General features: G+C 66.1%; 12 protein-coding genes. 6 read left to right on the forward strand and 6 right to left on the reverse strand.

Features of this window, described 5'->3' with window-relative positions; all coding sequences use genetic code 11:
* Positions 1-8 precede the first annotated feature (8 nt).
* Both FHW94_RS05050 and FHW94_RS05055 read left to right on the forward strand, forming a co-directional pair.
* On the forward strand, positions 9-749 hold the full coding sequence (locus FHW94_RS05050) for a glutathione S-transferase family protein (protein ID WP_168554623.1): 741 nt from the start codon (positions 9-11) through the stop codon (positions 747-749).
* Positions 750-906: 157 nt separating this feature from the next.
* Positions 907-1,716 (forward strand): hypothetical protein, encoded by an 810-nt coding sequence (locus FHW94_RS05055; RefSeq protein ID WP_168554624.1) that lies wholly within the window; start codon positions 907-909, stop codon positions 1,714-1,716.
* 19 nt (positions 1,717-1,735) lie between these two features.
* On the opposite strand, the gene FHW94_RS05060 is transcribed toward FHW94_RS05055, so the two are convergent.
* From FHW94_RS05060 to FHW94_RS05080, 5 genes are all read right to left on the reverse strand, one after another.
* Positions 1,736-2,833, reverse strand: a complete 1,098-nt coding sequence (locus tag FHW94_RS05060; protein WP_168554625.1) for a hypothetical protein — start codon at positions 2,831-2,833, stop codon at positions 1,736-1,738.
* Between the two features lie 349 nt (positions 2,834-3,182).
* Entirely contained in the window at positions 3,183-5,078 is a 1,896-nt protein-coding gene (locus FHW94_RS05065) for a methyl-accepting chemotaxis protein (protein WP_168554626.1), read from the reverse strand.
* A 105-nt stretch (positions 5,079-5,183) separates the two neighbouring features.
* On the reverse strand, positions 5,184-5,984 hold the full coding sequence (locus FHW94_RS05070) for a hypothetical protein (RefSeq protein WP_168554627.1): 801 nt from the start codon (positions 5,982-5,984) through the stop codon (positions 5,184-5,186).
* Positions 5,985-6,140: 156 nt separating this feature from the next.
* Positions 6,141-8,165 (reverse strand): DNA topoisomerase IV subunit B, encoded by a 2,025-nt coding sequence (locus FHW94_RS05075; RefSeq protein ID WP_168554628.1) that lies wholly within the window; start codon positions 8,163-8,165, stop codon positions 6,141-6,143.
* A gap of 69 nt (positions 8,166-8,234) precedes the next feature.
* Complete coding sequence (locus FHW94_RS05080; RefSeq protein WP_246865887.1) at positions 8,235-9,440, reverse strand: penicillin-binding protein activator; 1,206 nt, start codon at positions 9,438-9,440, stop codon at positions 8,235-8,237.
* 39 nt (positions 9,441-9,479) lie between these two features.
* Here FHW94_RS05080 and rsmI point away from each other — a divergent pair, with 39 nt between their 5' ends.
* The 4 genes from rsmI (at position 9,480) to FHW94_RS05100 (ending at position 12,520) form a co-directional block, all read left to right on the forward strand.
* Positions 9,480-10,322 (forward strand): 16S rRNA (cytidine(1402)-2'-O)-methyltransferase, encoded by an 843-nt coding sequence (gene rsmI, locus FHW94_RS05085; protein WP_168554629.1) that lies wholly within the window; start codon positions 9,480-9,482, stop codon positions 10,320-10,322.
* Positions 10,319-10,669 carry a YraN family protein gene (locus FHW94_RS05090; protein ID WP_168554630.1) on the forward strand — a complete coding sequence of 117 codons (351 nt, stop codon included), beginning with the start codon at positions 10,319-10,321 and terminating at the stop codon, positions 10,667-10,669. The genes rsmI and FHW94_RS05090 overlap by 4 nt, the downstream gene beginning before the upstream one ends.
* A 200-nt stretch (positions 10,670-10,869) precedes the next feature.
* Complete coding sequence (gshB, locus tag FHW94_RS05095; RefSeq protein ID WP_168554631.1) at positions 10,870-11,820, forward strand: glutathione synthase; 951 nt, start codon at positions 10,870-10,872, stop codon at positions 11,818-11,820.
* A gap of 58 nt (positions 11,821-11,878) precedes the next feature.
* Positions 11,879-12,520, forward strand: a complete 642-nt coding sequence (locus tag FHW94_RS05100; protein WP_168554632.1) for a DedA family protein — start codon at positions 11,879-11,881, stop codon at positions 12,518-12,520.
* Positions 12,521-12,658: 138 nt separating this feature from the next.
* Here the strand turns inward: FHW94_RS05100 and accC are convergent, their stop codons facing one another.
* Complete coding sequence (gene accC / locus FHW94_RS05105) at positions 12,659-14,011, reverse strand: acetyl-CoA carboxylase biotin carboxylase subunit (RefSeq protein ID WP_168554633.1); 1,353 nt, start codon at positions 14,009-14,011, stop codon at positions 12,659-12,661.
* Between the last annotated feature and the right edge of the window lies 1 nt (position 14,012).

A 14,012-nucleotide genomic window follows, 5' to 3' on the forward strand; every position in this document is an offset into this window, starting at 1 on the left:
CAGGCTCCATGCTCAAGCTCTACAGTTTCGGTCCTGCCGCCAATTCCATGAAGCCCTTGCTCACCCTGTTCGAAAAGGGCCTGCCGTTCGAAGCCAATCGCCTCGATCCGGCCAAGTTCGAACATCATGCCGATTGGTTCAAGGCGATCAACCCGCGTGGGCAAGTGCCCGCCTTGGTGGATGGCGACAAGGTGATCACCGAAAGCACGGTGATCTGCGAATACCTGGAAGACGAATATCCCACGCAAGTCTCGCTGCGTCCGGCCGATAGCTATGGCCGTGCGCAGATGCGGGTGTGGACCAAGTGGGTAGACGAATACTTCTGCTGGTGCGTGTCGACGATCGGTTGGCACCGCTATGTCGGCAAGATGGTCCAGGGCCTGTCCGACGCCGAATTCGAAGCCAAGGTCAAAGCCATTCCCGTGGTCGAGCAGCAGGTGAAATGGCGCCGCGCCCGCGAAGGCTTCCCGCAGGACCTGCTGGACGAGGAAATGCGCAAGATCGCCTTTTCGGTGCGCCGGTTGGACGATCACTTGCGGGATCACGAATGGCTGGTGCCGGGGCAATATACCCTGGCCGATATCTGCAACTTTGCCATCGCCAATGGCATGCAGTTCGGCTTTTCCGAACTGGTCAACCGCACAGACACGCCGCATCTGCTGCGCTGGATCGAGCAGATTGCCCAGCGGCCGGCGGCGCGCACGATGTTCGAACGCGTCGAACTGGAAAAGCTGGGGCCACGCGATTGAAGCCATCCCCCGGCGCGAACAATCTTTTTTTGTCGTTGCCGCGAAGGGTAACGCGCAATCGAAGGGTTTTGTCACTGCCGGCCTTGGTATAGGGCGGCGGCTGGCGGGGCCTGTTGCGCATGCGCAGCGCACAGGCACCCGCGGTGACGGAGCCTAGATGCAAGACGTGCTGCTTGCGGAGGGGGGCGGGCGCTATGGCGCCGATCCCCGCCGCCGTTCCCTGTCGTTCGTGCTGGCGCTGGCCATGTCGCTGCTGTTGCTGGCGGCGTTGCTGTCCGTGGGGCTTTACGAGCCACCGGCCAAGCACGAAGGCGGCACGCTGACCGCCGTCAACCTGTCTGCCGCGGCCGGCGACAAGAGCGACAATCCCACGCCCAAGCAGCAGAAGGTGGCGCAGCAGGCCACCCGTGCTGCCGCCACCATGCCCGCCGCGGCCAAGCCGCCGCGCGTGGTGATCCCCACCGACAACAAGGTGGTCTGGCCCGAAGGCTTCATCCCGATGAGCCGGTCAGACTTCGCGTCGGCCGACATTTCCAAGCTGAAAGGCCCGGCCGGGACCGGCAGCGCGGCGCAGCAGGCCTCTGCCGGCGGCGGTGGCGGCGGCACCGGGGGCACCGCGCCCGATGGCTCGCGCCTCTACAACGCCGAATGGTATCGTGAGCCGCGCGACGCGGAAATCAATGGCTATATGCGGCCGGGCCAAAGCTCGGGTCGCTGGGCGATGATCGCGTGCCGCACCGTGGCCGATTATCACGTGGAAGACTGCCAGGAACTGGACGAAAGCCCGCGCGGATCGGGCATGGCCCGCGTGCTGCGCCAGGCGGCCTGGCAATTCCTGGTGCGCCCGCCGCGCGTGAACGGCACGCCGCAAGTGGGCACCTGGGTGCGCATCCGCTTCGACTTCATTCGCGGCAAGCGCGATGACGACGCGGGCGGCGCGGGTGCAGGCCCCAACGGCGACGGTTGAGCACCCGACCACCGCGCCGTCAAAGGCTGATCGTCACGTTGTCGGTCCCGCTGGAGGTGCCCTGAGGCTGTTCGTGGTTCAATGTGTCCATCGCCTGTTCTGGCGTGGGAAGGCTCTTGAAAGGCTGATAGAACAGTATCTTGTCGAACAAGATCAGATGCAGGTCAAAATTGTCCGGCTTCTTCTTCAAGGCTGCCAACACATTGGGGCCGGCTTCCAGCGTGACGCCGGCATCACCCAGTGCGATGATGTAGTGCTGGGTGTCGCCCGGTCTGCGGTATAGCGCGCGGTCTGGCGTCGCGCCGGGATCGCGGCAGAGCGTGTCCGCATAATCCGGGCTGGCATCCTTCTCCCCATCGTCCTTGTCGGCGTTTGCCACTGCGTTGCTCAGCGCGGCTCCCAGCAAGGCATTCATCATCACGCTGGCGCGGCTATCATCGCCATTTAGGCGCTTGGCGGGCTTGATCGACAGCGCATCGGCACAAGGCGCAATCGGCTGTGCAGCCGGCAAAGGCTGGGCCGGCACGGGCACGTGCAGGGCCGCCGCCGTTGCCGCCAGTTGCGCATCGAGCGCCGCGGCGTCGAACTTGGGCGAACTCATCCGCATGGTCACCAGCCAGTTGCCGGCCGGGATCACCACGGCACCGGTGGCCTGCAAAGCGCCGCCCTGCGCGCTCTGCACCACGCGCATGCCACTCGCACTGGCATGGCCGGTGGGCGTGAACGGCGTGAACACAGGCGTTCCTGCCAGCGTGCCGCCCATGCGCTGCACCGTCATGCCCATGACCTGGCTCAGCCGGTCTGCCCACAACGGCGCCTGGGGCCAGCCGGCGCGGAAGATATAGATCGTCAGCGTGGTGCGGGTGGTGTTGTCGTCATAGCCGATCGAAACGTCGGCCAGGCCGTGGTCGCTTTGCGACACCGACGTACGGGTGAAGGCCCCGATGGCAGGCGGGATCACGATGCCGGTGGGTGGGTGTGTCCAGGCTGCCGCGGTATCCACCACGATTGGTCCGGCCTTGGGCGGGGGCGGTGGCTCTGCCGCCCCGGCAAACGCCGATCCGCCAGCCGTGGCCACGCCCATCGCGGCCAGCATCGCCCATACCACCTTGTTCATTGCGCCTTGCCCCTGCACGCGCCGCAATAGTGCAGCAAAGCATGAGCTTGGCGTGGCGGGCGGGCCCGCGCAAGCGAGGCTTCTAGGTCGTGAACTCATAAATGGCGCCCCCGAGGCGCCAAAATGGCGAACATATCGGCCCAAAGTGCCCGCCGCGAAGGCTGGTAGCCTTTGCAAGGGCGCTTTGGGCTGAGATGGAAGCCATTTTGGCGTCCCTTCGGGATTTGACCCAAAGGCCCCCTCGCAGCGTCGAAAGCACTGGAAATATGTAAGATATTCCTGCGCGCTTTCTCCTCGCGACGGGGCCTTTGGCCCCAAACCTCGGGGGCGCCATTTATGAGTTCACGACCTAGAATTCCGACCAATCTTCCATGCCACCGCCACCGGCCACCTTGCGCAGCGCCGGTGCCGGTGCGGGCGGTGGGGGCAGGGCGCGCACGGCCGCGCTGGGCGGGGGCGGCGCCGCAATGGCAACCGGGGTCGCCGGTGCCGTGGCCACGGGCGAAGCACTGCGCAGCGGCTGGCGGCTGCCACCGGCACGGAAGCGCGCCACCAGCGTGCTGAGCGAATCGGCCTCGGTCGCCAAGGTGCGGGCCGCGGCCGTGCTTTCTTCCACCATCGCGGCGTTCTGCTGCGTCATGCGGTCGATCGCGCCCACGGTTTCATAGACTTTCTTGACGCTTTCCGATTGGTCGGCCGTCGCTTCGGCGATGCCTGCCACGAGGCCGCGCAGGTTGCCGATGCGCGCGATGATCGCCTCCAGCGCTTCACCGGTGCGCGTCACCAATTGCACCCCGGCTTGCACCTGCCCGGTGCTCTGGCCGATCAGGCCCTTGATGTCGTTGGCAGCATCGGCCGATCGGCGGGCAAGCGCGCGCACTTCGGTGGCCACCACGGCAAAGCCCTTGCCGGCATCGCCAGCGCGCGCCGCTTCCACCCCGGCGTTGAGCGCGAGGAGGTTGGTTTGAAAAGCAATGCCTTCGATCAGGTCGATGATCTGGTTGATCATCTGCGATGACTTGGCAATGCCGTCCATTGCCGCCACCGCTTCGCTCACCACCGCGCCGCCTTCGCTTGCCGCGCTCGATGTTTCCTCGATCGTCTGGCGCACCGCCTCGGCCTTGGCCGCACTGTCGTCCACCATCGCGGTCACGTTGCGCATGGCGCTGGCAGCCGATTCCAGTTGGGCGGCCTGCGCCTCGGTGCGGTGGGCAAGATCGTCGGAAGCGGCACGGATCTCGGTCGATCCGGTGCGCACGTTGTCGGCCGCGCCGGTTACCGCGCCGATCACTTTGCCCAGTTCGGCCGCCATGGTGTTGAAATCGTCACGCAACTGGGCAAACGGGCCTTCCAGCCCGGCATCGATCCGCGCGCCCAGGTTGCCGCTTTTCAGGTCGGCCAGCGCCACCCCCAGCGTGCGCACGATGAGGTCGACCTGGGCGGTCTTGGCTGCATCGGCGGCGGTGAGCTGGTCGCGCAGCGCGTCGAACGCGCGGGCAAGATCGCCCAGTTCGTCGGCGCTGCCGCCGTGGTCCACGCGCACGTCGCGATCGCCGGCGCCCAGCCGCACCAGCGCCTGTGCCACTTGCGATACCGGGCGCGCCACCAGCCGTTCAAGCAGGCGATAGCTCCACGCCAGCACCACGATCAGCCCGACCAGCGCGCAAAGGCCGGTGCCCAGCGAAAACCAATAGGCTTGCGCGGCTTCCGCCGTCGCGGCGGTGATATGGCCGCGCTGATAGTTGATCAGCTTGTCCAGCGCCTGGTCGATACGGTGAGCGAGTTCCTCGCCCCGCTGGATCAGCGCCTGGGCTTCGGCAACGCGGTTCTGCCCGGCGAGGCTCTCGACGTTGTCGATCGAGGCTGCGTATTCGCTCCAGCCTTTGGCGAAATCGGCCACGAAGGACGATTCGTTTTCATCCAGATCGGTGCTCTTCAGCCCGGTCAAACCCTCTTCGAGCAGCTTGCGGTTTTTGGCAATGCGCGCTTCATGAGCCTGGCGCACCTGGGCTGATGACGACATCGTCAACGCGCGCAGATCCGCGTCGATCTGGGCGATGGCCGTGTCCATGCCGTTGGCCAACATGGCCTGTGGCACGTGGTCGTTGGTGATTTCTGCGTCCTGAAGGCTGATCTGGTGCAGCCCGGCGCCGATCATTGCGAGCGCCGCCATGATCATGATCGCAATAATTGTAAACAACCGCGACAGCTTACGCCCGATCGGCGCGTTCATGAGGTAGTTCATCAGCACTCACCCGGTCCACCGACGCCGCCCAGGCACCGGTTCTTGATCGGGTGGAATGCCACAGTGCGCTTAGGCGCTGTTCAATGGCAGCCTAAGCGAAAGCGCCTAGTGTGCCTGGCCGTTCGTATCGGCGTTGTCGTGAAACAGCGCGGTTCGCAGCCGCCGGACGGGCGGCGTGCGCCATAGCAAAACCAGGGCCAGCGCGAGCAGCGCCCAGGGCAGGGCCATGCCGCCGATCACCAGCACCGCCCACACCATGGTGCGCCCGCTCGACAGTGTGTTTTGCAGGGCATCGGCAAAGGGATTGTCGCTCAATGCCAGACCCGTGGCCCCTTCATAAGTGAAGTGCATCGGTGTGGTGGCGAGTTCGGCGCGCGCCGCGGTGCCGCTTTGGACGGCGGTGGCCATAGCCTGATCCAGCGCGGCGATCTGGCGGGTCAATTCCGTCCGCTCACGATCGGCCAGGCCGGGCTGGGCCAGTCGCTTCTGCAACGCTTCGCGCTGTTGGGCGCTTTGCCGTTCGCTGTTCCGTGCTTCTTCGATCTTAGGCGCCTGGTCGGTGCCCTCGATCTCGGTGTCTTCCAGCCTTCCGCCTTCCTGGGTGACCGTGGCAATGCGGTCGCGGCCAAAGCCGCGTGCGAGATCACGGGCCAGGGCAAGGTCCAGCCGACCCGAGATGTCGCCGTGGCCATCGTTGCTAAAGCGCATGCCCACCACGCGGCATTGCGCCGGGCCAAGCCTTTCACAGGCGGCGGCATGCTGCTCCTGGATCGCCGCCAACTTGTCGCCGGGCACGAGCACGCGATAGAAATAGGTGAACGCCACCGAAGGCGCGGAACTGGCATCGATGCCGTCGAACCTGCCTTGGTCCGCAACGTCTGCCGGCTTTTCAGAGCATGCCGACAATGCCAACGCGCCGGCGCAAAGGCCGGCCAGGGCCGCGTGCTTTTTGCGCCAAACGAAATGCCCAACGGCGGTAAACATGCCGGCGCAGCCCCCACATATCCAACCGCAACAGTCTGCACGCGTGGAGAAAGATTGCAAGGCGTGTTCCCGACGGGCTCAGGCGTCGATCAGGTCGCGGTCCAGGTCGCCGGCGCGGTTTTGGATGAACATGAAGCGGTGTTCGGGGTTGCGGCCCATCAGGCGGTCGACCAGGTCCTTCACGGCTGCGCGGCCTTCGTATTCGGGCGGCAGGGTGATGCGCAGCAGGCTGCGGCTGGCCGGGGCCATGGTGGTTTCGCGCAACTGGCCGGGGTTCATTTCGCCCAGGCCCTTGAAGCGCGCCACGTCCACTTTCTTGCCCTTGAACTTGGTCGCTTCCAGTTCGGCGCGGTGCGCATCGTCACGGGCATAGGCCGAAACGGTGCCGGCGGTGAGGCGGTAGAGCGGCGGTTGTGCCAGGTAGAGATGCCCACGCTTCACGATCTCGGGCATTTCCTGGAAGAAATAGGTCATCAGCAGGGTGGCGATGTGCGCGCCGTCCACGTCGGCATCGGTCATGATGATCACGCGGTCATAGCGCAGCGCATCGGGATTGCAGTCCTTGCGCGTGCCGCAGCCCAGCGCCAGGCACAGGTCGGCGATTTCCTGGTTGGCGCGGATCTTGTCGGCCGTGGCGCTGGCGACGTTGAGGATCTTGCCGCGGATCGGCAGGATCGCCTGCGTCTTGCGGTCGCGCGCCTGCTTGGCGCTGCCACCGGCCGAATCCCCTTCCACGATGAACAGTTCGGTCTCGCCGCTGCCTTCGCCCGAACAGTCGGTGAGCTTGCCAGGCAGGCGCAGCTTGCGCGCGTTGGTGGCGGTCTTGCGCTTCACCTCGCGCTCCGCCTTGCGGCGCAGGCGCTCGTCCATCCGCTCCATCACCGCGCCCAGCAGCGCGCGGCCACGGTCCATGTTGTCGGTCAGGAAATGGTCGAAATGGTCGCGTACCGCGCTTTCCACCATGCGCGCGGCTTCGGGCGAGGTGAGGCGGTCCTTGGTCTGGCTTTGGAACTGGGGATCGCGGATGAACACCGACAGCATGATCTCGCTGCCGGTGATCATGTCTTCGGGCGTGATGTCCTTGGCCTTTTTCTGGCCAACCAGATCGCCAAAGGCGCGGATGCCGCGGGTGAGCGCGGCGCGCAGGCCTTGCTCGTGCGTGCCGCCATCGGGGGTGGGAATGGTGTTGCAATACCAGGAATAGGCGCCGTCAGACCACAGCGGCCAGGCAATCGCCCATTCCACGCGGCCCATTTCCTGGCCATCGGCGCCCAGGGGAAAGTCCTGCCGCCCGGCAAAGGGCACGGTGGTCACGCATTCGCGGCCCTTGACCTGTTCGGCCAGGTGATCGGCCAGGCCACCGGGGAACTGGAACACCGCCTCGGCCGGGGTATCGTCGGCAATCAGCGCGGGATCGCATTTCCAGCGGATTTCCACCCCGGCAAAGAGATAGGCCTTGGACCGCACCAGGCGGAACAGGCGCGCCGGCTTGAACTTGGCGTCCGCGCCAAAGATCGTGGCATCGGGAATGAACGTGACGGCGGTGCCGCGCCGGTTGGGCGCATTGCCCACGCGCGCCAGCGGCCCCGTGGCCAGGCCGCAGGAAAACTCCTGCGCGTACAATTCCTTGTTCCGGGCCACTTCCACGCGGGTGAGGGTGGACAGCGCATTGACCACCGAAATGCCCACGCCGTGCAGGCCGCCCGAGGTGGCATAGGCCTTGCCCGAAAACTTGCCGCCCGAGTGCAGCGTGGTGAGGATCACTTCGAGCGCGGACTTGCCCGGATACTTGGGGTGCTCGTCCACCGGGATGCCGCGCCCGTTGTCGGTGATCGTCACTTTGCCCGCCGCGCCCTCGGCAGCTTCGAGCGTGACTTCGATGCGGTTGGCGTGGCCGGCAACGGCCTCGTCCATGGCGTTGTCGAGCACTTCGGCCACCAGGTGGTGAAGCGCGCGCTCGTCCGTCCCGCCGATATACATGCCGGGCCGGCGGCGAACCGGCTCAAGCCCTTCCAGCACCTCGATGGCAGAGCCATCATAGCTTTCTTGAGGGCTGCCCTGGGGCAGCTTGTCGAACAGGGAGCCGGAATCTTCTGTCGCCATGAGAACGGCTATAGAACACGCGCGAATTGCCGCGCAAGCCGTCGCCGTCCCCTTATTCGCTTCAAATGCTCAGTTTGCGAACTTTTCCGGTGCGCGCGACACCGTCACCACCGTGCCGCCGGAAACCTCGCGCACTTCCAGCGCGCGCTCGGCCACGCCATTGGCGTTGAAGCGGAACACGCCGTCGGTGCCGATGAAGCCATCGCGGTCATAGAGCCGGGCGGTGGGGAACAGCGTGCCCGGCTTCCACCCCCGCGCGATGTTGAGCGTGAGCAGCACCGAATCATAGCCCAGCGTGGCGATGCGCGCAGGGCTGGCACCAAAGCGCTGGCGATAGGATTGCTCGAAGCGGGGCAGGCGATCGTCGGAGATGGCAGCAAACCAAGCGCCCTTCATCGCCGGGCTTTTCGCCAGCATGGAATCGCCCTTCCACAACTCGGTGCCAAGCAGGCGCGTGCCCTTGGCAAAAGGCGCGGCCTGCAGGGCGATGCGCGCGCCATCGCCGATCAGCAGCGCGTCGATCGGGCCCTTGGCCTTGACACGGCGCACCGCGCTGGCGGCCGAGGTGTTGCCGCGGTCATAAGTCTCGATCGCGGTCAGGCGAATGCCCTGGAGCCGCGTGGCCTCGGCCAGCGCGCTGCTCACCCGTTGGCCATAGGTGCCGGTCGGCACGATCGCGCCCACGGTCTTGATGCCCTGGCTGTGGGCATAGCCGACCACGCGCGCGATCGATTGGCCGGGCACCTGGCCCAGCACGAAGACATCGCGGTCGGCCACCGCGCTGTCGTTGGAATACGTGATCATCGGCACTTTGGCCGGGCGCGCCACGCCAGCCACCACGCTCACGTCATCCGCCGTCAGCGGCCCCAGGATCAGCCGGTTGCCGTCCATCACTGCCTTGCTGGCCGCCGCCGCCGCACCGCTGCCGGTGTCATAGGTGGTGATGCGCAGCGATTGGGCGTTGGTATCGAGCAGCGCCATGGTGGTGGCGTTGGCGATCGCCTGGCCCACGGCCGCGTTGGGGCCGGACAGCGGGACGAGCAGCGCCACGCGATGGCGCCCGGCGTCGGTCGGCAGCACGTTTTCCTGTGGGGCGGTTTCCTTGGGCGGGGGCGGCGCGCCTTGCGTGCCGGGCTTGGGGATCACCGAACAGCCAGCCAGCAGCACGGCAGGAAGGGAAAGGGCCAGCCACTGCCCCGCGCGGCGTCGGCTCCATCCGGCAGGCTGGTTTCCTGCACGCGAAATGCCGTCGTTGCCGCTCTTGCCCATCATCATCTGCTTGCCGCTCCCGTAAGGCCGGTCCATGGAAAAGGGATGGATACACCACCCCTTGCGCCCGGGCTCTATATCGTGGCCACGCCTATCGGCAATCTTGGCGATATCACCGCCCGTGCTGCCGACGTCATTGCCCGGTGTGACGTCATAGCCTGCGAAGATACCCGCGTCACGGGCAAGTTGCTCAATCATCTGGGAATCCGCAAGGCCATGCGCCGCTATGACGACCACGCTTCGGCCGAGGTGCGCGAGCGTCTACTCGGTGAAATGGCCGAAAAGTCGGTCGTGCTGGTGTCGGATGCGGGCACGCCGCTGATTTCCGATCCCGGCTATCGCCTGGTGCGCGAGGCGCGCGAGCGGGGCCTGGCGGTCACCAGCCTGCCGGGGCCGAGCGCGCTGACCGTGGCGCTGACGCTGGCCGGCCTGCCCACCGACCGCTTCCTGTTTGCCGGGTTCCTGCCATCCAAGGACAAGGCGCGCGGCGACGTGCTGGCCGAACTGGCGGCAACCCCGGCCACGCTGGTGTTCTACGAAACCGGGCCGCGCCTGGTCGCCTCGCTCACCGCCATGGCGCAGCACCTGCCGGGCCGCGAACTGGCCGTGGCGCGCGAATTGACCAAGCTGCACGAGGAATGCCGGAGCGGCACCCCCGAAGAACTGATCGCGCACTATACCGCCCATCCGCCCAAGGGCGAGATCGTCCTGCTGGCCGGCCCACCGCCCGAACCGGCCGCTCCGCAGGCGGATGATGTCGATGCGCTGCTGCGGGCCGCGCTGGCGCAGGCATCCCCCTCGCAAGCGGCAGGGCAGGTGGCCAAGGCGCACGGCCTTGATCGCAAGGCGCTTTATGCGCGCGCCATGGCGCTGAAAGCCGAGCCGTGAACCGTGCCCGGGCCGAGGCGCAGGGCCGGCGCGGCGAGTGGCTGGCCGCGCTCTACCTCAGGTTGACCGGCTGGCGCGTGCTGGCGCAGCGGATGAAGATCGGCGTGGGAGAGGTGGACCTGGTCGCGCGGCGCGGGCGCACGGTGGCCTTCGTGGAAGTGAAATGGCGCGCGAGTGCCGCCGCGCTCGATACCGCGATCGACGCACGCCGCCTCGCGCGCGTGGCGCGGGCCGCCCAAGCCCTGGCGCCGCGCTATGCCGGGCCGGATGACGATGTGCGGATCGACGTGATCCTGCTGGCGCCGGGCCGCTGGCCGCGCCGCATCGTCAATGCGTGGCAGGGGTGACGGTCAGGCATGAACCAGGCCGGGCACGTCGATCAGCACCACGGCACAGGCGATCAGGCCAAGAAACGGGGTGACGAGCCGGGCGGCGAGCATGGTTGAATTTTCCTGATGCGGTTGCGGCTCCTTTTTGGTCGCGCTGCTGCCAATTCGCCTTTAAACGGGCCACCCGCAAGACCACGGATATCATTCGGAGCACTGCCTTGACCCTGCGCGTTGCGGTCCAGATGGACCCTCTCCACTCGATCAAGATCGGTGGTGATTCGACCTTTGCCCTGATGCTTTCGGCGCAGGCGCGCGGGCATGAACTGTGGTATTACCACGTCACCAGCCTGGCCTGGGAAGCGGACCGCGTCACGGCCGATGCCGCGCCCGTCACCGTGCAGCATGTGCAAGGCGATCACTACAAGCTGGGTGAAACGCGCAAGATCGACCTGGGCCACGATATCGATGTCGTGTTGATGCGCCAGGATCCGCCGTTCGACCTGGGCTATATCACCGCCACGCACCTTTTGGAGCGGCTGGAGGGCGAGACGCTGGTGGTCAACGATCCCCGCTCGGTCCGCAATGCCCCCGAAAAGGTCTACGTGCTCGATTACGCGCGGTTCATGCCGCCCACGCTGATCACCCGCTCGGCCGCCGATGTGCGTGCGTTCCAGCACAAGCACGGGGACCGCGCCGTGGTGGTCAAGCCCTTGCACGGCAACGGCGGCAAGGCGGTGTTCAAGATCGATGCCGATGGCGGCAACCTGTCGGCGCTGGCCGAACTGTTCGGCCAGGTCTGGCCCGAACCCTTCATGGTCCAGCCGTTCCTTCCCGAAGTGGCCGAGGGCGACAAGCGCATCGTGCTGGTCGATGGCGAAGTGGCCGGCGCGATCAACCGCAAGCCGGGCGAGGGCGAGTTCCGCTCCAACCTGGCTGTTGGCGGTTATGCCGAAGCGGCCACGCTCACCATGCGCGAGCAGGAAATCTGCGACGCGTTGGGGCCCGAACTCAAGAAGCGCGGGCTGATCTTCGTGGGGATCGACGTGATCGGCGGCCAGTGGCTCACCGAAATCAACGTGACCTCGCCCACCGGTATCGTGGCCATCGACAAGTTCAACGGCACCGACACGGGCGGCATGATCTGGGACGCGATCGAGCGGCGCATCTGAGCGCCCCGCATCGGAACGGCGCGGGGAGCATTTCCGGCTCCTCGCGCGTTTTGCCGTGATGAACGACTGGATTCTGCAACTCATCGCCGACGGCGGCTATTGGGGCATTGCGTTCCTGATGGCGCTGGAAAACATCTTTCCGCCGATCCCGTCCGAAGTGATCATGGGCATGGGCGGCATTGCCGTGGCGCAGGGGCGGATGGAAGTCCTGCCGCTGATGATCTTCGGCACGGTGGGTTCCACTTTGGGCAACTATGCCTGGTTCCTGCTGGGGCGGTCGCTCGGCTATCGCCGGCTGCGGCCCTTCGTGGCGCGGTATGGCCGCGTGCTCACGCTCGATTGGCCGGCCATGCGCCGTCTTGTCGCGTTCTTTCGCCGCCACGGGCAATGGGTGGTTTTTGCCATGCGCTTTTCCCCCGCCATGCGCACGATGATCTCGCTGCCCGCGGGCCTTGCCGCGATGGGCCACGCGCGGTTCCTGGCCTTCACCTTTGCCGGCGCGGCGATCTGGAACGCGCTACTAGTCTGGGCCGGCTGGCACCTGGGGCAGCATTACGAAAAGGTGGCCGCCTATACCGGGCCCGCCTCGCTCGCGCTCATGGCCGTGTTGGTGGGGGCGTACCTGTGGCGGGTGATCACCTGGAAGCCGCGGGAAAAAGATCCTCCCTCGCGCAGCGGGGTAGGGGGACCACCCGCATAGCCGGTGGTGGCGGGGGCGGGTGCACGACATGCCCCCTCCGTCAGGCCTGCGGCCTGCCACCTCCCCCACGATGTGGGGGAGGATCTGAACGCTTCACCCAACAAAAAAGGCCGCATCCTGCGATGCGACCTTTTCGTTTTACTTGCCGCCGCCCTGGGCCAGCCATTCCTCAAGATACTTGATGGAATAGCCGCCATCGAGCACCGTCGGGTCTTCCAGCAGGCGCTGGTGCAGGGGGATCGAGGTCTTGACCCCGTCGATCACCATTTCCTCCAGCGCGCGCTTGAGGCGCATGATGCAGCCTTCGCGGGTGCGGCCATAGACGATCAGCTTGGCGATCATCGAATCGTAATAGGGCGGGATCTTGTAGCCGGCATAGAGCCCGCTATCGACACGCACGTGCATGCCACCCGCCGCGTGATAGCTCTTCACCAGGCCCGGCGAGGGCGCGAAGGTGAAGGGATCTTCGGCGTTGATGCGGCACTCGATGGCGTGGCCCTTGAACTCGATCTCGTCCTGCGTCACCGACAGCGGCTTGCCATCGGCGATGCGGATCTGTTCGCGCACCAGGTCCACCCCGGTGATTGCTTCGGTCACCGGGTGTTCCACCTGCAGGCGGGTGTTCATTTCGATGAAATAGAACTCGCCGTTTTCCCACAGGAACTCGATCGTGCCCGCGCCGCGATAGCCCATGTCGGCCATCGCCTTGGCCACGATGCCGCCCATGCGCGAGCGCTCGTCGGACGAGATCACCGGCGAAGGCGCTTCTTCCAGCACCTTTTGGTGGCGGCGCTGCAACGAGCAGTCGCGTTCGCCCAGGTGGATCGCCTGGCCATTGCCATCGCCAAAGATCTGGAATTCGATGTGGCGCGGGTTGCCCAGGTACTTTTCCAGGTACACCGTGGCATCGCCGAACGCGGCCTTGGCTTCCGAGCCGGCCTGCTGCATCAGCGTTTCCAGGTCATCGGGGCTGTTGCACACTTTCATGCCGCGCCCGCCGCCGCCCGATGCGGCCTTGATGATCACCGGATAGCCGATTTCCTCGGCAATTTTCCGCGCTTCTTCCACGTCGGAAATCGCGCCGTCGGAACCGGGCACCAGCGGCAGGCCCAGCGCGCCCGCGGTGCGCTTGGCTTCCACCTTGTCGCCCATCGTGCGGATGTGCTCGGGCTTGGGGCCGATCCAGGTGATGCCGTGCGCTTCGACGATTTCGGCAAAGCGGGCGTTTTCCGAAAGGAAGCCATAGCCGGGGTGGATCGCGTCGGCCTGGGTGATCTCGGCCGCGGAAATGATCGCGGCGATGTTGAGATAGCTGTCCTTGGCGGCCGGCGGGCCGATGCACACCGCATGGTCGGCCAGGCGAACGTGCATGGCATCGGCATCGGCGGTGGAATGAACCGCCACCGTCTCGATGCCCATTTCATGCGCGGCGCGATGGATGCGCAGCGCGATTTCGCCGCGATTGGCGATCAGCAGGCGCTTGATGGCCATC

The organism is Novosphingobium sp. SG720, from assembly GCF_012275365.1.
Taxonomy (GTDB): Bacteria; Pseudomonadota; Alphaproteobacteria; order Sphingomonadales; family Sphingomonadaceae; genus Novosphingobium; species Novosphingobium rhizosphaerae.